General features: G+C 68.3%; 14 protein-coding genes and 1 tRNA gene. 7 read left to right on the forward strand and 8 right to left on the reverse strand.

The genetic code is table 11. The features are described from left to right. Window positions 1–21: 21 nt before the first annotated feature. Entirely contained in the window at window positions 22–735 is a 714-nt protein-coding gene (locus tag ACSQ3O_RS06240; RefSeq protein WP_436138233.1) for a CBS domain-containing protein, read from the reverse strand. 166 nt (window positions 736–901) lie between these two features. On the opposite strand from ACSQ3O_RS06240, the gene ACSQ3O_RS06245 reads away from it, so the two are divergent. Both ACSQ3O_RS06245 and serS read left to right on the forward strand, forming a co-directional pair. Beyond that, the gene (locus tag ACSQ3O_RS06245; protein WP_209817314.1) at window positions 902–1,843 is read left to right on the forward strand and encodes a threonine/serine dehydratase; all 942 of its coding nucleotides are present in this window, start codon (window positions 902–904) and stop codon (window positions 1,841–1,843) included. 32 nt (window positions 1,844–1,875) lie between these two features. Then, on the forward strand, window positions 1,876–3,192 hold the full coding sequence (serS, locus tag ACSQ3O_RS06250; RefSeq protein ID WP_436138234.1) for a serine--tRNA ligase: 1,317 nt from the start codon (window positions 1,876–1,878) through the stop codon (window positions 3,190–3,192). A 161-nt stretch (window positions 3,193–3,353) separates the two neighbouring features. Here the strand turns inward: serS and ACSQ3O_RS06255 are convergent, their stop codons facing one another. Continuing rightward, the gene (locus ACSQ3O_RS06255; RefSeq protein WP_137749145.1) at window positions 3,354–4,253 is read right to left on the reverse strand and encodes a LysR family transcriptional regulator; all 900 of its coding nucleotides are present in this window, start codon (window positions 4,251–4,253) and stop codon (window positions 3,354–3,356) included. A 133-nt stretch (window positions 4,254–4,386) separates the two neighbouring features. On the opposite strand from ACSQ3O_RS06255, the gene ACSQ3O_RS06260 reads away from it, so the two are divergent. Together ACSQ3O_RS06260 and ACSQ3O_RS06265 are read left to right on the forward strand one after the other, a co-directional pair. Further along, entirely contained in the window at window positions 4,387–5,613 is a 1,227-nt protein-coding gene (locus tag ACSQ3O_RS06260; protein ID WP_436138235.1) for an alpha-hydroxy acid oxidase, read from the forward strand. 74 nt (window positions 5,614–5,687) lie between these two features. Further along, a tRNA-Ser gene (locus ACSQ3O_RS06265) sits at window positions 5,688–5,777 on the forward strand. 108 nt (window positions 5,778–5,885) lie between these two features. Here the strand turns inward: ACSQ3O_RS06265 and ACSQ3O_RS06270 are convergent. Next, window positions 5,886–7,001 carry a GGDEF domain-containing protein gene (locus ACSQ3O_RS06270; RefSeq protein ID WP_436138236.1) on the reverse strand — a complete coding sequence of 372 codons (1,116 nt, stop codon included), beginning with the start codon at window positions 6,999–7,001 and terminating at the stop codon, window positions 5,886–5,888. Window positions 7,002–7,322: 321 nt separating this feature from the next. On the opposite strand from ACSQ3O_RS06270, the gene selD reads away from it, so the two are divergent. Continuing rightward, window positions 7,323–8,375 (forward strand): selenide, water dikinase SelD, encoded by a 1,053-nt coding sequence (gene selD / locus ACSQ3O_RS06275; protein WP_436138237.1) that lies wholly within the window; start codon window positions 7,323–7,325, stop codon window positions 8,373–8,375. Beyond that, window positions 8,375–9,502, forward strand: a complete 1,128-nt coding sequence (mnmH, locus tag ACSQ3O_RS06280; RefSeq protein WP_436138238.1) for a tRNA 2-selenouridine(34) synthase MnmH — start codon at window positions 8,375–8,377, stop codon at window positions 9,500–9,502. The genes selD and mnmH overlap by 1 nt, the downstream gene beginning before the upstream one ends. On the opposite strand, the gene ACSQ3O_RS06285 is transcribed toward mnmH, so the two are convergent. The 5 genes from ACSQ3O_RS06285 to ACSQ3O_RS06305 form a co-directional block, all read right to left on the reverse strand. Beyond that, window positions 9,499–11,850 carry a CHASE2 domain-containing protein gene (locus ACSQ3O_RS06285; protein ID WP_436138239.1) on the reverse strand — a complete coding sequence of 784 codons (2,352 nt, stop codon included), beginning with the start codon at window positions 11,848–11,850 and terminating at the stop codon, window positions 9,499–9,501. The genes mnmH and ACSQ3O_RS06285 overlap by 4 nt on opposite strands. A gap of 94 nt (window positions 11,851–11,944) precedes the next feature. Beyond that, window positions 11,945–13,690 (reverse strand): FecR domain-containing protein, encoded by a 1,746-nt coding sequence (locus tag ACSQ3O_RS06290; protein ID WP_436138240.1) that lies wholly within the window; start codon window positions 13,688–13,690, stop codon window positions 11,945–11,947. A 77-nt stretch (window positions 13,691–13,767) separates the two neighbouring features. Next, window positions 13,768–14,466, reverse strand: a complete 699-nt coding sequence (locus ACSQ3O_RS06295; protein ID WP_298449144.1) for a response regulator transcription factor — start codon at window positions 14,464–14,466, stop codon at window positions 13,768–13,770. A 133-nt stretch (window positions 14,467–14,599) separates the two neighbouring features. Next, window positions 14,600–15,670, reverse strand: a complete 1,071-nt coding sequence (locus ACSQ3O_RS06300; RefSeq protein ID WP_436138241.1) for a formylglycine-generating enzyme family protein — start codon at window positions 15,668–15,670, stop codon at window positions 14,600–14,602. Beyond that, on the reverse strand, window positions 15,670–15,930 hold the full coding sequence (locus ACSQ3O_RS06305) for a hypothetical protein (RefSeq protein ID WP_137749153.1): 261 nt from the start codon (window positions 15,928–15,930) through the stop codon (window positions 15,670–15,672). Before ACSQ3O_RS06305 ends, ACSQ3O_RS06300 begins: the two co-directional genes overlap by 1 nt. A gap of 189 nt (window positions 15,931–16,119) precedes the next feature. Between ACSQ3O_RS06305 and ACSQ3O_RS06310 the strand changes: the two genes are divergently transcribed. Continuing rightward, window positions 16,120–18,102, forward strand: a complete 1,983-nt coding sequence (locus tag ACSQ3O_RS06310) for a CHASE2 domain-containing protein (protein WP_436138242.1) — start codon at window positions 16,120–16,122, stop codon at window positions 18,100–18,102. Window positions 18,103–18,118 lie beyond the last annotated feature (16 nt).

Consider the following 18,118-nt stretch of genomic DNA (forward strand, 5'->3'; position numbering starts at 1 on the left):
CATTTTTATTCAGATTTTTCACTACAGCGGCACGGCGGGTCCGCTCCACAGGTCCAGCGGCGGGTCGGCCGCCACGGCGCGCAGGATGTCGGTGCGCGAGATGAAGCCCGACAGCACGCCTGCCTCGTCCGTCACCGGCAGCCCCGGCAGGCCCGTGTCCAGCAGCACGGCGGCCACGCGGCGCAGCTCGGTGTCCGCCGCGACGGTGGGCACCGGGCTCACCATCACCTCGGCCACCGGGCGGCGCGCCAGGTCAATGGCTTGTTTGACGGCGCCGGGCTCGGGCAGCAGGTCCAGCGGCGCCATGTCGGCGCGCACCAGCAGGCCGATCACGCGGCCCAGCACATCCACCACCGGGGCCTGGGCCACCTTGTGCTCGGCCAGCGTTTGCCAGGCATCGTTCACGCGGGCATCCGGCTGCACGCTGAGTGCGCCCCGGGTCATCACGTCACTGACCCGGGTCAGCGGCTGGCGGGCATGCTGGGGGCCTTGTTCGGTCTGTGCATAGGCGCTCACGGCGTCCTGCAGGCGCAGGTTGACCACGGCGGGCGTGGTGGCTTCTGCCGTGGCCGCGTGGGGCGGGGCGGGGAAGACGGGCACGGGATCCCCCGGCAGGTCCAGCGCCCGGGTGCGCAGCGCCTGGGGCCGCTGCACGCGCCGCACCGACGAGATCTGGGCCAGGTTCTCCGGGCCGCCCCGGTACATCTGGCCCGACGGGCCGAACACAAAGAACATGCTTTTCTCCTGTGTGCAGAACCGCCGGACGGTTGGGGTTGGAACTGCTTTGCCCATGTTATCGGCAGTTGTGGGGCGCACGTGCAGTCCACGTTGTGTCTGCATGTTGCGGGCAGCCCCTACACTGCCCCTTCTTTTGACACCACCTGCCATCCGGAGCCCCTGCATGATCGACCGCGCCGCCATTGCCGCTGCCCGCCGCCAACTGGCCACCCAGCCCGACTTTTTGCGCACCACGCCGCTGATGCGCCTGTCCGGCAAGTCCTTGGGCGTGGACTGTGCCGAGGTCTGGCTCAAGCTGGAGCATCTGCAGGTGGGCGGCAGCTTCAAGGCGCGCGGCATGCTGTATCGCCTGCTGGCCAACCCCGTACCTGAGAGCGGCGTGATCATCGCCTCGGGCGGAAACGCTGGCATTGCGGTGGCGGCGGCCGCCCAGGCCCTGGGCGTGCGCTGCGAGGTCTTTGTGCCCGAGGTCTCTCCCGAGGCCAAGCGCGCCCGCCTGCGCGCCCTGGGGGCGGAGGTGGTCGTCACCGGCGCCGCGTATTCCGAAGCCTTTGAAGCCTGCGTGGCCCGCCAGAAGACCACTGGGGCCTTGCAGGCCCATGCCTACGACCAGCCTGAAGTGGTGGCGGGCGCGGGCACCCTGGCGCTGGAGATGGAAGAACAGGGCGGCCGCCTGCCCGACACGGTGCTGGTCAGCGTGGGCGGTGGTGGCCTCATCGGCGGTGTGGCCGCATGGGTGGAAAGCCGCGCCCATGTGGTGGCGCTGGAGCCCGAACGCGCGCCCACCCTGCACGCCGCGCGGGCTGCGGGCCAGCCGGTGGATGTGGAGGTGGGCGGCGTGGCTGCTGATTCGCTTGGCGCCCGCCGCATCGGGGCGATCAGCTGGGAGGTGAGCCAGCGCCATGTGCACGACGCGCTGCTGCTGCCGGATGACGCCATCCGCGCTGCCCAGCTGTGGCTGTGGAAGGAGCTGAAACTGGCCGTGGAACCCGCCGCCGCGCTGGGCTTGGCAGCTTTGCAAACCGGCGCCTACAAGCCCCAGCCGCAAGAGACAGTGGCCCTGATTCTCTGCGGCGCCAACTTTGACCCCGCCAGCTTGGCCTGAGCCTGTGCCGACCACCCCCTTAAAATCCTGCAATGCTTGACATTCTTCTCCTCCGCAAAGACCTCGACACCGCCATCGCGCGGCTGGAAACCCGCAAAAAGCCCCAGGCCTTCCTGGACGTCTCCGCTTTCCAGGCCCTGGAGTCCGAGCGCAAGACGCTGCAGACCCGCACCGAAGAGCTGCAGGCCCAGCGCAACCAGCTGTCCAAGCAGGTCGGCATGCTGATGAGCCGGGGTGACAAGGACGGCGCCGAAGCCGTCAAGGCCCAGGTGGCCGCAGGCAAGGTGGAACTGGAGCAATCTGCCACCCGCCTGGAGCAGATCCAATCCGAGCTGCTGGCCATGCTGGTGGCCGTGCCCAACCTGCCGCACGAATCCGTGCCCGTGGGCAGCGACGAAACCGGCAATGTGGAAGTGCGCCGCTGGGGCACCCCTCCCAGTTTCGGCTTCGAGGTGAAAGACCATGTGGACTTGGGCACCCCGCTGGGCCTGGATTTCGATATGGGCGCCAAGCTCTCGGGCTCGCGTTTCACCGTGATGAAGGGCCCCATCGCCCGACTGCACCGTGCACTCGCTCAGTTCATGCTGGATGTTCAGACCCAGGAACACGGCTACACCGAGTGCTATGTGCCTTACGCCGTGAACGCCGATTCGCTCAAGGGCACCGGCCAGTTGCCCAAGTTTGAAGGCGACCTGTTTGCTGCCAAGAAGGGCGGCCAGGACGGCGAGCCCGTGCCTGATAACACCGCGCTGTACCTCATCCCCACCAGCGAAGTGCCCCTGACCAACTTTGTGCGCGACGTGGTCACGCCAGAGACCGACCTGCCCATCAAGCTCACGGCCCACACACCGTGCTTCCGCTCCGAAGCCGGGAGCGGCGGGCGTGACATTCGTGGCTTGATCCGCCAGCACCAGTTCGACAAGGTCGAAATGGTGCAGATCGTGCACCCCGACAAGAGCTACGAGGCGCTGGAAGAAATGACCCGCCACGCCGAAGCCGTGCTGCAGAAGCTGGGCCTGCCTTACCGGGTGATGAGCCTGTGCACGGGCGACATGGGCTTTGGCGCCGCCAAAACCTACGACCTGGAAGTGTGGCTGCCCGCGCAGAACACCTACCGCGAAATCAGCTCGGTGAGCAACTGCGAAGCCTTCCAGGCGCGCCGCCTGCAAGCCCGCTTCAAGAACGCCCAAGGCAAGAACGAGCTGCTGCACACCCTGAACGGCTCCGGCCTGGCCGTGGGCCGCACGCTGGTGGCGGTGCTGGAAAACTACCAGCAGGCCGATGGCAGCGTGACGGTGCCCGAGGTGCTGCGCCCCTACCTGGGCGGCCAGACTGTGCTTCAGGCCTGAGGCCGCGTGAGAGAACCCGGCAGGTCCGTTCGGGCTTGCCTGATTCATCGACTCCTGCAGCGGGCCCTTGTGGCCCGTTGTGTTTTTCACTTCCCGTTCATGCAGGCGTGGCGCGTATGGGTGCCACGTGAAAGACCCTGGGTAAAGCCTTGTGCGGGTGCTCAGGCCGCCAGGGCGGGCGGAGCTGAAAAATCCACCTGCGCCTGGGCCAGGCGCAACATGGCTGCCACCAGCGCCCGCGTATCGCCCCGCCGCCATTGGTATGCGTAGTGCAGCGGGGCCAGTGGCGTGCGTCCGCCCACCGCATGCAGGCCCAGGGTGCGGACCCAGCCAGTAGGCAAGAACCCAACCCCCACACCGGCGCGCAGCATCCCGGCCACGGCTCCCCAGCTGTTGCACAGGATGCGCTCGTGCACCGTGACGCGGTGCGCCAGCAGCCAGTCGTCGAGCAGCCGCGTAGTCCCCGCCCCGGCTGGCAGGGTGACCAGTGCATGGCGCTGCAACAGGGCCCCGGCGCCCATCCGGCCTGCACCGGGCAGGCCCGGTGCGGCAGCCCAGGCGAAGTGGGCAGCGCCTACCGGCTGCGACAGCAGGCTGCTGCGGGATGAGCGCCCGGCGATCACGGCGAAGTCCAGTTCGCCATCGTCCAGGCGGCGTTCCAGCACACTGCCTACGTCCACCACAGGTTCCAGAACGAGGCGGGGGTGCGCGTGCCGGGCCGCTGCCACCAGCGCGGGCAGCCAGGTGAGCGCCGAGAGATCGCCCACACCAAAACGGCAGCGGCCGGTGAGCGCCGCGCGTGCATCCGCCGCCTGGCTCAGTGCCGTCATGGCCTGGAGCACGTCAAGTGCTGCGGGCAGCAGGCGTTCTCCGGCTTCGGTGAGCACGGCGCGGTGGCCGCTGCGGTCAAACAGTGGCTGGCCCAGCACCGACTCCAGCTCGGCGATGCGCTTGGACAGCGACGACACCGATACATGCACACGTTCTGCCGCGGTGCTGAAGTTGGCGCAGGTGGCGGCCCACCAAAAGGCTTCGAGCTGCTTGATGGAAGGGGTGGACATGGGTTGTGAGCGAAAAAGCGAACAACTTCATTCTAGATATTTCGCTTTTATGCGCATTCCATGCTGCCTAGAGTGGCGGCTTGCATGAACCCGTTCTGAACCTGTTCTGACCGTTTTTACCGGCGCCCCCACCATGATTGCTGCCCCTGATTCCTTGTCCCCCGTGGCATCGCCCGCACTGGGTGCTGTGCCGCGCTCCCCGGCCGTGCTGCGCCGCATGCTGTCGCTGCACGACTTTGAGGACGCCGCGCGTCGGCGCCTGCCCCGGCCTATCTTTGGCTACATTGCGGGCGCAGCCGAGGACAATGCCTCGCTGCGCGACAACCGCGAGGTGTTTGGCGAATACGCCTTCACAACGCGTGTGCTGCGCGACGTCTCGCTGCGCTCCCAGTCTGTGGGGCTGTTCGGCGAGCGCTACAGCAGCCCCTTCGGTATTGCGCCCATGGGCATCAATGCTTTGTCCACCTACCGGGGCGACCTGGTGCTGGCGCGTGCGGCGCAGCGTGCAGGCATCGTGTCGGTCATGAGTGGCACCTCGCTGATCCCGCTGGAGGAGGTGGCGCGCCAGAGCCCGGGCACCTGGTTCCAGGCCTACCTGCCCGGAGACCAGGCGCGCATCGATGCGCTCATCGACCGCGTGGAGCGCGCGGGTTTCCGCACGCTGGTGGTCACGGTGGACATTCCCATCTCGGCCAACCGCGAGAACAACATCCGCACGGGCTTTTCGACACCGCTCAGGCCCGGCCTGCGCCTGGCCTGGGATGGCCTGGTGCGGCCGCGCTGGGTGGCGGGCACCTTCTTGCGCACGCTGCTGTGCCATGGCATGCCGCACTTCGAGAACTCGTTTGCCACGCGGGGTGCTCCCATCGTGTCGTCCTCGGTGCTGCGCGATTTCTCGGCACGCGACCACCTCAGCTGGAACCATCTGGAGGCCATCCGGCGCCGCTGGAAGGGCACGCTGGTCGTCAAGGGGGTGCTCAGCGTGGAAGATGCGCTGCAGGCCCGGAACCTGGGGGCGGACGGTGTGGTGCTGTCCAACCACGGAGGTCGCCAGCTCGATGGTGCCGTGTCCGCCCTGCGGGTGCTGGAGTCCGTGGTGACGGCTGTGGGACCGGCCTTCCCGGTGCTCATTGATGGAGGTTTCCGGCGTGGCTCTGATGTGCTCAAAGCCATTGCGCTGGGCGCACGCATGGTGCTGGTGGGGCGCCCTTTCAACTACGCGGCCGCTGTGGCCGGAGAGGCCGGGGTGTTGCACGCCATCGGGCTGCTGCGCGACGAGGTAGACCGCAACCTCGCCATGCTGGGCGCCAGGGCATGCACGGACCTGGGGCCCGGGCACATCGTTCGCCGACGCGGCTGAGGCCGGCGGAACATGCCGGAGCACCCGGTCTGGACGCTGGAAAAACCTTGCTATAATCGCAGCTTCGACTCACAGGAGAGGTGGCAGAGTGGTCGAATGTACCTGACTCGAAATCAGGCGTAGTGGCAACACTACCGTGGGTTCGAATCCCACCCTCTCCGCCAGTATTCAAAGGGTTTGCTGCTATGAAGATAGAAGCAAACCCTTTCTGGTTTCTGGGCCCTCGTGCGCTCCCTCTCTTTCCCTCCCTACATCTTCCTGGCTGCTCGTTGTCAGCCAGCCCGAACCTGGTTGCGGCCCTGTGCCTTGGCTTCGTAAAGGGCCGTATCGGCGCGGGCGACCAAGGCATCGACCGTGGGGTCACCCGCCTGTACCGTGGTCACTCCGATGCTGACGGTGCAGTGCGGCAGGTCTGCGGTGCCGGGTGTTGCATCCAAGCCTGCGCGCATGCGTTCTGCCACGGCCTGGGCGGCGGCGCTGTCGGTTTCTGGCAGCAGCACCATGAATTCCTCGCCTCCATAGCGCCCGAGCCGGTCGGCCGACCGCAGGTGCGACTGGACAAGCTGCACAAAGCGTTTGAGGACCTGGTCACCTGCAAGGTGTCCGTGTGCGTCGTTGACGCGCTTGAAGTGGTCGATGTCCAGGATCAGCAGTGAAAAAGTGCTGCCGTAGCGGCTCCAGCGGGTCAGTTCTTCTGCACAGGCCGCCAGCACGGACCGGCGGGTGTGTGCCCCGGTCAGGGAGTCGTGGGTGGCGAGGTATTCAAACTCCGCGCGCACGCGTTCACCGGCCATCAGCAGGACCCCGATGCTGACCAGCAGCACCGAGAAGCTGAAGGCGGCAATGTAGAGGGTCTGGACGAAGGACTGTGTGAAGCGATGGGTGTCCGCCTGGTCCAGCCACAGCGTTGATATGGCGCGGCAGACCAGCACCGCTGCCTGCCCCCACAGCACCATGGCTGTGAAGCGGGGGGCAAAACCCCGGTTGCCATGGCGGCCGAGCAGGCGTGCATGTTTGGCCACGATGGCTGCCAGGGTGCCGCTGAAGACCAGGACCCGGATGCGGTAGTCCGGGTACACAAACATGAAAAAAGTGATGGCCAACAAGGCCCCCATGATCACCGTGGCCCAGTGGCGCCATGAGGAAGGCCGGCTGTACAACCGCTCCGAGCCCAGCAGGAACAGCGTGACCCCTGTCAGCAGCAGGGCATTGCCTACCAACGCCACCAGCGGCGCGGGCAGCACGCCGTCCAGGCCGTAGAAAAGGGTGGAACTGGCGCACAGCAGCGGCGCTGTTCCCCACAGCCGCATCCCACGGATCGAAGGGGGATAGCTGCGCCGCAGACCCAGCAGGACCAGTCCCATCACGATGCCTATCATGCCGGCCATGATGGTCAGGGAGCGAAGGTCAAGGCTGAGCATGAAGTGGTGGAGGCGTAGTGGACGTGGCCCGACTGTGGCGGGTGGATGGAGGCACCGGACCCAGGGGATTAAGGTTTTTTGCACCGGTTTGGTGCAATTCTAGAGGGCGCCTGGGGCAGGACTATGTCGGGCTCGATATACCGTCCAGCCGTTTTGGTGGATCGTGTGCGAATGGGGGAATCTGGACGAACCGGGGGCGGGTTGCGTCTGGCGTGTTGAGGGCAGCGGCCCGCGAAGCCAGAATAGGGGGCTGCGCGGCTTGCGCACCATGCCCAGAAAGATCCCTGCATGTCCCTACAGTTGCCCGCGACCCATCCCATTCGCCTGACCCAGTACAGCCACGGCGCCGGCTGCGGCTGCAAGATCAGCCCCAAGGTGCTGGACGTGATCCTGGCGGGCAGCGGGGCGCAGAACCTGGACCCTCGGCTATGGGTGGGCAACACCTCGCGCGACGATGCTGCTGTGTATGCCCTCGACGATGAGCGTGGGGTGGTGTCCACCACCGACTTCTTTATGCCCATCGTGGACGACCCCTTCGACTTTGGCCGCATCGCCGCCACCAATGCCATCAGCGACATCTACGCCATGGGGGCCGACCCGCTGATGGCGATTGCCATCCTGGGCTGGCCCGTGAATGTCCTGCCCCCCAAGGTCGCGCGCGAGGTGGTGCGCGGCGGGCGGGCGGTGTGCGATGCAGCGGGTATTCCGCTGGCGGGCGGGCATTCCATCGATGCGCCGGAGCCCATCTTTGGCCTGGCTGTGACTGGAGTGGTGGAGAAGCGCCACCTCAAGCGCAACGACACCGCCACGGCGGGCTGCCGCCTGTACCTGACCAAGCCGCTGGGCATTGGCATCCTGACCACGGCCGAGAAGAAAGCACGGCTGCGCCCGCAGGACGTGGGTGTTGCGCGTGACCTGATGTGCATGCTCAACAAACCCGGCAGCCGGTTTGGCCGACTGGCGGGGGTGAAGGCGATGACCGACGTGACGGGTTTTGGTCTGCTGGGGCACCTGGTGGAGATGGCCGAAGGTAGTGGCCTGAGCGCCGAGATCGACTATGCGGCCGTGCCCCGCCTGGCAGGCGTGGCGCATTACATGGACCAGGGCTGTGTGCCCGGCGGGACGCTGCGCAATTTCGACAGCTATGGCGCCAAGATCGTGCCACTCACCGAAGAGCAGAAACACCTGTTGTGCGACCCACAGACCAGCGGCGGGTTGCTGGTGGCGGTGAGCCCCGACGGCGAGGACGAGTTCCTGGCGGTGGCAAGCGGACTGGGCCTGGCACTGGCGCCCATTGGCCAGATGACGGAGCGGTGCGCCCTGGCCGTGGTGTTGCGCTGATGCTGACCACTCTGTCGGACTACCGGCACCTGTTACTGAGCGGTGTGCCCATGATGGACGTGCGTGCGCCGGTGGAGTTTGCGCAGGGCGCGTTCCCCAGCGTGGTCAATCTTCCGCTGATGGACGATGGCGAACGCCAGCAAGTGGGCACCTGCTACAAGCACAAGGGGCAGGAGGCGGCGATCGCGCTGGGGCACCAGCTGGTGTCCGGGGCCACCAAGCAAGCCCGCATTACGGCCTGGGCACAGTTCGCGCAGGACCATCCGGGTGGCGTGCTGTACTGCTTTCGGGGCGGCCTGCGGTCGCAGATCGCCCAGCAGTGGCTCCAAAGTGAAACGGGCATCGACTACCCCCGCGTGCAAGGTGGCTACAAGGCCCTGCGCGGTTTTCTCATCGACACCCTGGAGTCGGCCTCGGCGCAGTGCGGTTTTGTGCTGCTGGGCGGCCTCACCGGCACGGGCAAGACCGAGGTGATCGCGCAACTTGCCCATGGCCTGGACCTGGAGGGGTTTGCCAACCACCGGGGCTCCAGCTTTGGCCACCGCGTGAGCAGCCAGCCCTCGCAGATTGACTTTGAGAACCGGCTGGCCGTGGATGTTCTCCAGAAGCGCGACCGGGGTTATGGGGCGTTTGTGGTTGAAGACGAAGGGCGGCATGTGGGCAGCTGCTCCGTGCCGCTGGCGTTGCGGCAGCGGCTGGAGCAGGCGCCCATCGTGTGCCTGGATGATGGCTTTGATGCCCGGGTCGAACGCATCCTGCAGGACTACGTGGTGCAGCAACGCGCTGATTTTGTGGCGGCCCATGGCGAGGCAGTGGGTGCCGATCTGTTTGCAGCCCGCTTGCTCGAAAGCCTGGACAAACTCGCCAAGCGCCTGGGCGGCGACCGGCACCGGGCACTGCGCGTGACCATGCTGGCGGCGCTGGCGCGACAAAGGGAGCACGCAGACCCCACACTCCACCGGGGCTGGATCGCCCCTTTGGTGCGCGACTACTACGACCCGATGTATGTCTACCAGCAGCGCCAGCGGGCGGGCCGCATTGTGTTCCAGGGGGACCGGCAGGCGGTGCTGGACTATCTGCGTGCGTCTGTCCGCACGGCAGGTGCTGCGGACAGCAAAGGGGCTTAGTCGGCGCCGTTGCCCTCGCTGTCCTCTGTCGCACCTTCACCTCGGGGTAGCACCAGCCGGAACTCCGCGCCACGCCCCGTGTCACTGTCCACCTCCAGGCTGCCACCGTGGCGCTGCACCACGGTAGACACCAGCGCCAGGCCCAGGCCAACACCTTGCACGGCAGGGTGACTGCGGTCGTGCAGCCTTTGGTAGGGCGTGAACAGCTTGTGCTGGAGTTCCGAGGCGATGCCGGGGCCCTGGTCACGCACCGACACCACCCAGTGCGGGCCACGTTCTGCGATGGCGCACTGCACCACACCGCCTTGCGGGCTGAACTTGATGGCGTTGTTGATCACGTTGGCCAGTGCACGGCGCAGCAGTGCGCGGTCACCCTCGCACGGGGCGGTTTCGGGGGCGGAAGTGACGCGCACATCCACCTGTTTGTCGCGGGCCAGGGCCCAGAGGTCGTCGGTGGTTTCTGCCAGCAGGGCGACCAGGTCCAGCGGCGCCACGTGGTACTCCTGTGCCTGTGCGCTGGCCAGCTGCACGAAGTTTTCCGCCATGCCCAGGGACGCCTGCGCGTAGCGCTCGATGCGCAGCAGCAGTTCATCGTCCGCCATGCGGCTGGGGTAGGCGCGCTGCATCTCCAGCAGCGTGAGGATGGACGCATTGGGCGCGCGGATGTCGTGCGAGATGAAGTGCATCGCCTGGTCGCGCTGTTGCAAGGCACGGCGCATCTCGGTCAGGTCCACCAGCGTCAGCAGCCATCCCGCATTGGCCAGGTCGGTGAAGGGCTTGCATTGCACCAGCAGGCTGCGGCCTTGAGCATCAATGCCTTCACTGTGCTCGGGCATGGATCGGTGGTGCAGATGCTCCAGGGTGATGAGCGGCTGGCGGCTGCCCGCTTGCACCAGGTCGGCCAGCAACGCTACCACCGACTGGCCTTGCAGCGGGGCCTCTGCGCTGCCGCCCAGGTGCTCGCGGGCAGCCCGGTTGGCCAGCAGGATCCGGCCCTGCGGGTCGCAGACCAGGCTGGGCGAAGGCAGTTGCTGCAGGCTTTCGCTCACGAAGTGGTGCAGGTCACGCAGCTGGCGTGAGGCGCGCTCGACCGCGTTGATGCGCCGTTCCAGAAAATCGGCCGAGTCTCCGGGCCGTTTGCGCAGCCGCATCGACAGGCCCTGCTGCTGCAGGTTCTCCATCTCCAGCCGCAGAAAGTGTGCTGCAGCGCTCAGTCGCCGCCAGCTCCACAGCGGGTAGGCCAGCACCAGCCCCAGCAGGGCCGCCGCCGGGGCAAACTGCAGGCCCGCCCACCAGGGCAGGCACACGCTCAGCACCAGGGTGCCCAGTGCCAGCGCCGCGCTGGTCAGCAGTGCGGCCAAGGGGCCGATCAGCAGCAGGGCCAACAGGGCGGCCGCCACCGGCACCAGGTTGAACAAGGTATTGAGCGTGCGCGAGGCGGGCACGATCTGCTCGCCCGACAGGCGCGCATCCAGCACGTGGGCCACCACCTCCACCCCCGGCATCAAGCGCGACTGCTGGCTTACCGGGGTGGCAAACATATCGCCCAGGCCCGATGCGGCGGCGCCCACCAGCACGTACTTGCCCCGGAAAGCCTCGGCTGGCACCGCGCCGCGCAGCACGTCGATGTAGGAGTAGGTGGTGAAGCTGGAGGGGCCACCCGCGTAGGCGATCAGCGTGTGTTCGGTGCGCTCCCAGGGGCTGGCATCGGCGGCTGGGGCCGCGGTGTTGGGGCAGGGGTTGCCGCCGGGTTGCCGGGCCTGCGCCACACATTGCAGGGCCATGCTGAAGTGGTGCCAGGGTGCGGCGGCCGGGCCTTCGTACAGGTACAGGCTCCGCACCACCCCGTCCCCGTCGGGCGCCACATGCACATGCCCAAGGTTGGCGGCGGCCTGGGCAAATGCGGGCCAGGGCAGGTCGGTGGCGTTGCCGGTGGTGCCGTAGCCGCGCCGCAGCACGGGCAGCACCACCCGCCCGCTGCGGCGGATGGCGTCGGTGAGCAGCAGGTCGTCTTCTGGGTAGTCCAGGTCGGCCTCGTTGAACAGCACGTCCATTCCGATCACATGCGGCTTTTGCGCCGAGATGCGCGCGATCAGTTCAGCATGTAGGGCGCGGCGCCAAGGCCAGCGGCCAATGGCGGCAATGCTGGGGTCGTCGATGGCCACGAGCACGATGTCTGGGTGTGGGGCGCGGGAGACCAGGCGCAGCCCGGCGTCCTGCACCAGATGGTTGACCCGGCCCAGGCTGTCGGGCGTGCTGAGCCAGGTCACCAGACCCAGCAGTACCGTGGCCAGCACCGACCATTCCAGGCGGCGCCTGCGGCGGCGGCTGTGGGCAATGCTTAGCATGGGGCGGCGTCAGTACCCGGGCGGGGTGCTACGACGGGGGCTAAGCCCTCCATGCCCGCCGGTGAGCAGGGCCCGAAGCGGAGGGTGGGCGCGCTCAAGGGCGCCCCACCGGCGCTCCGCTGGAGGTGGACACCGGCAGCCCGGCGCCGGTGCGGATGCCCGTGCCCACGCGGATCTTGCGGGGGGGCGAGAACTCGCTTTCCAGGCCGCTGGGGTCCAGTATCTGGATGCGCACCAGGTACTCGCCAGCGGGCAGGTTGCTGCCGGTCCAGGTGGGGGTGTCCAGCACGGTGTCCTGGACGGGTTGTGCAAAAACCGCATCGGAGGCGGCGGCCAGCTGCAGCCGGAAGCGCTGGCCCGGTTGGGCAGGCCAGTGCAGGCGCACCGTGGGTTCGCCGTCGTCGGCTTGCAGGGCCTGCAGCGACAGCGTGGCCGGGCGCTCGGCCACGGTGAAGGGCTGCGGAGGCGCGAACGGGCCCTGGTCGGCCAGGCCGCCCGGCAATTGCTGAATGCTGGCCATGCGCCAGAAGTAGTTGCCCACGGGCAGGGCGCCAAGGAGCAGGCGGCATTCGTCCAGGCGCTGTTCGTCGCGCAGGGGCGCGGTGAACTTCGCATCGGCTGCCACCTGCACGCGGTACCAGCGCACACCGGGCACCTCGGTGCAGCGCAGTTCGGCCGAGCCGCTGGGCACCACGGCGCCGGGGGCGGGAGACTGGTGCAGTGGTGCTACGGGCCGGGTCTTGATGGTGAAGGGCTGCACGGCGGGCTGGCCTGAAATCCCGGCCTCGTCCACGGCCCGCACGGCCAGGTAGTAATGGCCATCCTCCAGCGCCTTCCACCGCAGATGCCCGTCGGCAAAACTGCCATGGCGCAGCACCTGGGTGAGTCCTCCGTCTTGTGCCACCTGGGCCAGGTAGCGTGTGGCGCCCGGGGCAGTGGGCAGGTCGATGGCGAGCAGTCCGGCATCACTCAGCACGGCGGGCACGCCCGAGGTGTCGGGTGGGGGCAGCAGGGGGCGGGCTGCACCCACGGTGCCATCGGTGGCCACGGCCAGGCCTTGGCCCAGCGCCAGCAGGGCTGTGGGGGCGGTCAGCGACGCGCCAGGGTGGCTGTCGGTGTCGCGCCGGGACTGCACGGCTACCGAGCCATTGAGCACCGAGGCGGTGGTCTGGCCCGAGTCCGCCATGGCCACACTGAAGTGGGTGCCGCGCACGCTGGTCACTGCCAGCGGGGTGCGGATTTCGAACCGGCGCAGGGGCTCGGTGCTGGGGGGCACGGTCGATTCGACGCCACCCTTGTGCATCTCCAGCACCGACTGCACGCTGCCAGCGCGGCCGCGCCGGCGCAGTTGCCGAAGCTGCAGCTCGGACTGCGCCTGCACCCGGACCACGGTGCCATCAGCCAGCTTGACGGCCACAAAGGACTCGGGGCCGACCTGCAGCGCCGTGCCTTCCTCCAGCCTGCCACCGGGGCTGACAGGGGCTGGCACATCGCCAGCCCGCGCCTGCGCCGTGACGGCGCCCTGCACGAACTGCACCGTGGCCGACTCGCTGGGCTGCAGCCGCACAGGGATCCAGATCACCGAGCCCGGCTGCAGGCGCCGGGGGTCGGCCACCTTGTTGCGGGTCTGCAGTTGCTGCCACTGCCGGGGCGCGGCCAGGTAGTCACGGGCCAGCCCTTCCAGGGTGTCGCCCTCCTTGACGGTGTGGGCAATTTCATCCCCTTGGGGGAGGGCCGGGCTGGCTTGCGCCACCCGGCCTGCAAGGCCCGCGAGGGCCACCAGGGCCAGCGCAGCGGCAGTGCAGGGGGTCCAGCGGATGTGGGGGATGGCGGGGGTCAACTCATGTCTCCTTCGTGCGGTCCGGCACGGGCGGCGCCGCTTGTGGCGGAGCCTGTCCGGGGTCTTGTGCGCCTTCGTCAGTCCTTGCGGGGGGCCTCGACGGCTTCAAAGCGGTAGCCCACGCCGTACACCGCCGAGACGATGAATCCATTGGCCGGGCGCAGGTCCAGCAGGGTCCGCAGGCGCGAGATGTGGGTGTCCAGCGAACGCGACATGACATCGGCCACCTGGCCCCAGACGATTTCCTTGAGGTGGTCGCGCGACAGCAGTCGGCCCATGTTCTGGAAAAGGAACAGCGCGAGGTCGTATTCGCGGTTCTTGAGTTCCACGGGCACGCCGTCCATTTCGATGGCCCGGGTCTCGGGCAGAAAGCGGTAGCGGCCAAATTCCAGCACGCTGGCTGCGTTGTCGGGGTAGGCGCGGCGCAGCAGCGCGGCCACACGGGCATTGAGTTCGCCGATGCGCACAGGCTTGACCATGAAGTCATCGGCACCGCTGGCCAGGCCTTCGACGATGTCGCGTTCTTCCTGCCGGTTGGTCACGAACAGGATGGGCAACTGCGCGGCCACGTTCTTGCGCACCCAGCGCACCACCTCGGGCCCCGTGGTGTCGGGCAGGTGCCAGTCCACGATCAGCAGGTCAAAGGTCTCGCGGCGCAGCGTGCGCAGCAAGTCGGCACCGGTCAAATGGGTGTGGCAGACATGGCCCATCGCCTCCGTGGCCTGCTTGATCAGATCCAGCTGAAGCGCATCGTCGTCCAGAGCGGCTATGCGCATGGTTTCCCCCGTCGAAATGGAAGCCGGGAATTATTCGCGATATCCCGCTGCAGGCCTAGCGGCTTGCAGCAGGTGAGCAGGTGATTTGACATTTGTTAACCCTCTGTGGTTCGGGGCAGACGCATGGGCGGGACTATCGCTGCGATGCTGCCTGGGAGGCCGCCAGTGGTGCGATCTCGCGCACCAGCCGCATGCCGACCAGCGGATAGCGGGTCTGCGGCGTGTTCCAGTTGCGAAAGCCGCAGCGTGCATAGAACGACCAGGTGTGCCACGAGCCACCCCGGCGCACGCGCACGCCACCGTCTGCCGGGCCTTGCGGGCTGTCCGGTGGCGAATTGGCGTAGTAATGGTCGTCGTGCCAGTCTGCCACCCATTCCCATGCGTTGCCCAGCATATCGTGCAGGCCAAATTGATTGGGGGCATAGCTGCCCACGGGGGCCGTGAAGGGATGGCCGTCGCTGCCCGCCAGTGCATGCTGGCGCCAGCGGGGCCACAGGGGGGCGGCTTCCTGGTCGAAGGTGTTGGCCACCCGCACCAGGCCCTCGGGGTTGTCGCCATGGGGGTAGAGGGTGCGGGTGCCAGCGCGGCAGGCGTATTCCCACTCTGCCTCGGTGGGCAGGCGGTAGGCGTGTCCCTCTGTGCGGCTCAGCCAGCGGGCCAGGGCCTGGGCGTCGTTCCAGGTGATGTTGACGACGGGGTGGTCGGGGCCCTGCGCAAACCCGGGATTGCGCCACGAGTAACGGGGGGATCGCCCCTCGAACGCGTCGCCGCGCTGGGTGGTGGCCGGGTCGTACTGGGGGTTGTAGCCATAGCCGCCCGTGCCATCGGCCTCGGACTCAGGCTGGTAGCCCGAGGCTTCGACAAACCGCTGGAACTGCCCCACCGTGACCTCATGCTGGCCCAGGTAGAACGTCTGGCGGATATGCACTTCGTGGGCGGGCGCTTCGTCGATCAGGTCGGTGAAGCGCTTGTTCTCCAGCTGTGGGTACGTCTGGGCCAGCATCTCCACGGGTGGCAACCCCCCCATCCAGAAACGGCCCGCAGGCACCTGCACAAACACCATGCCCAGGCTGTTGATCCAGGTGGGAGTTGCCGGGGGCTCCTGGCGAGGCGCGTGCTGGCACCCCGCCAGCAGCGCGGCCAGGGCCAGCAGGGCCCCGCCGATGCCCGTGGGGCGCGTTGGTGCAAGGCAGGCAGGGGGCATCAAGGTTTGTCGGGCAGTTCGCTCACACACTCAAAAACCAGGCGCGATCCATCGTTGCGCAGCAGCTTGGCGTGCAACGCCAGGCGCTGGCATTCGCGGTTGGCGGCTGCATAGGCCTGGGAGGTGTCCGGCCCGTACACCGGCACGCTGAAGGTGCGGTCACGTCCCGAGGCCATGGGGCCCGAGGGGTGGTGGGGCTGGGTGGCATTGCAGCCAGCCAGCACGGCCAGTGCAGAGACCGAGGCAAACAGCAGTTTCATGGGGTTCTCCAGATCAGTCCAAGCACCCAGTTTAAGGGCCCCTTTGGCGGCGGTGCCAGTGCCCGGCGCCTGACCCAACGCGGACCCCTGTGTTTTCCGCGTATCCCCGCTGTGCACGGGGCAGGGGACGCACTACAGTGGGCGGGCAGGGCTGCATCGTTGTGGGCGCCAGTCAAAAAAGGGGGCGGGATGGCAGGCACGCAAGCACCGGTCACACAAGACGCCTGGCGCGCCTGGGCGCTGCGGCTGCTGTGGGCGCTGGGTTTGCTCGCCTTGCTGCAGGCACTGCCGGTCTGGGCGCCACTGCAGCGGCTGGAGTACGACCTGCTGGCCAGCCTCACGGCCCCGGTGCGGCCCGACGTGGGGGTGCTGGTGGTGGGGCTCGACGAGCCCAGCCTGGCCGCGCTGAACATGAGCCCGCCCCTGCCGCGCCGCCTGCATGCCCAGCTGATAGACGCCGTATCGGCCGCAGGCGCCGCCGCGCTGGGCATCGACATGCTGTTTGCCGCACCCCAGTCGCCCGAGGACGACGCGGCCCTGGCCAAGGCACTGCAGGGGCGTTTGCCCGTGGTGCTGGCCACAGCCGAGGTGGTGGTGCCCAGCTCGCAGGTGGCGCAATACCGGCAGACGGTGCCCTCCGTCTTCCCCACCGCCCGCCAGGGCAGTGTGGCCATGGAGCCAGACGGCGATGGTGTGCTGCGCCGCGCCCCGGTGCACGACACTGCGCTGTGGCGCGTGCTGGCCCAGGCCGCAGGGCGTGTGGTCACCCCGCCGCCCGAGGGCGCGCTGCTGCGCTACTACGCCCCCGAGCTGCCCCTGCCCTACGCCCACTACACCCAGGCGCTGGAGCCCGCGCGCATGCTGGCTCCGGGCGCCCTGCAAGGCCGGGTGCTGCTGCTGGGGCAGAACACGCCGGTGGATGGCGTGGACCAGTTTGCCACCCCTTTGCAGGTGCTGGGGGCGGGCACCCAGTCGGGCGTGCTGGTGCATGCCACGGCGCTGATCAACGGCTTGGCGAGCGACTGGATCCGGCCCGCGCACCCCCTGGGGCCGTTCTTGCAGGCCGCGCTGGCGGTGGGCGCGGTGGCAGCGTTCACGCGCCGCTGGCGGGGCGCGCGCGCCGCGTGGCTCAGCGCGGTGCTGGCGCTGCTGGCCGTGGCGGGCGGATGGTGGGCGCTGGTGGCGGGCCTGTGGTGGAGCGCACTGCCCACGCTGGCAGGCCTGGCGCTACATTTCAACGTGGGCGCGGCCGACAGCTACTGGCGCGAACACCGCCGCCGCGAGCAGCTGCGCGCAGACTTTGCACGCTATGTGCCGCCCGCCGTGGTCGATGCGCTGGTGGCCGAAGGCGCTGCCCCGGCCCTGCAGGGCGAGCGCCGGGTGCTGACCCTGCTGTTCTCCGACCTGGCCGGTTTCACGGCCGCCAGCGAGCGCCTGCCGCCCGAGGCCGTGGCCCAGGCACTCAACGCCTATTTCTCGCGCATGACCCATACCGTGCACCAGCATGGCGGCACGCTCGACAAATTCATTGGCGATGCCGTCATGGCCTTCTGGAATGCGCCCATGCCCGAGCCCGCCCACGCAGCGCGTGCGCTGGCGTGCGCCCAGGCCATGCAGTCCGAGATGGTGGCCCTGCGCGCGCAGTGGGCAGGCACACCGTTTGCGCAGGTGCAGCTGCGCATCGGCCTGCACACGGGCGAGGCCGCGGTGGGCCACTTGGGATCGCACGAGCGCTTCACCTACACCGCCGTGGGCGATGCGGTGAACACTGCCGCGCGGCTCGAAGGGGCCAACAAGGCCTTTGGCACCGGCATCCTGCTCTCCGGCGCCACGCGCGCGGCCCTGCCCGCCGGGGCCCCGGAGCACGCGCACTTGCTCTGGCTCGATACCGTGGTGCTGGCTGGGCGCAGCGCGGGGCTGGACGTGTACACGCCCTGCGACGACACCACGCTGGTGGCCACCAGCCAGGCACTGCACCGCTACCTGCAGGCTGCCAATTGGGCGGCAGCCCTGGCCTGCTGCGCCGAATGGCAGACCCGCGCACAGCACCATGCGCCGCAGTGGGCGCTGCACGCCGATCAGCTCCAAGCCCGGGTGTTGGCCGGGGCCCGCACTGCAGCGCAGGCCCCGGCCGAGCCGCCGTCCTTTGGCGCCCGTGCCCTCGACAAATAGACCCGACCCCCGATGA

Origin of the sequence: Acidovorax sp. LjRoot74 (assembly GCF_964254355.1) — a bacterium.
GTDB lineage: Bacteria > Pseudomonadota > Gammaproteobacteria > Burkholderiales > Burkholderiaceae_C > Acidovorax.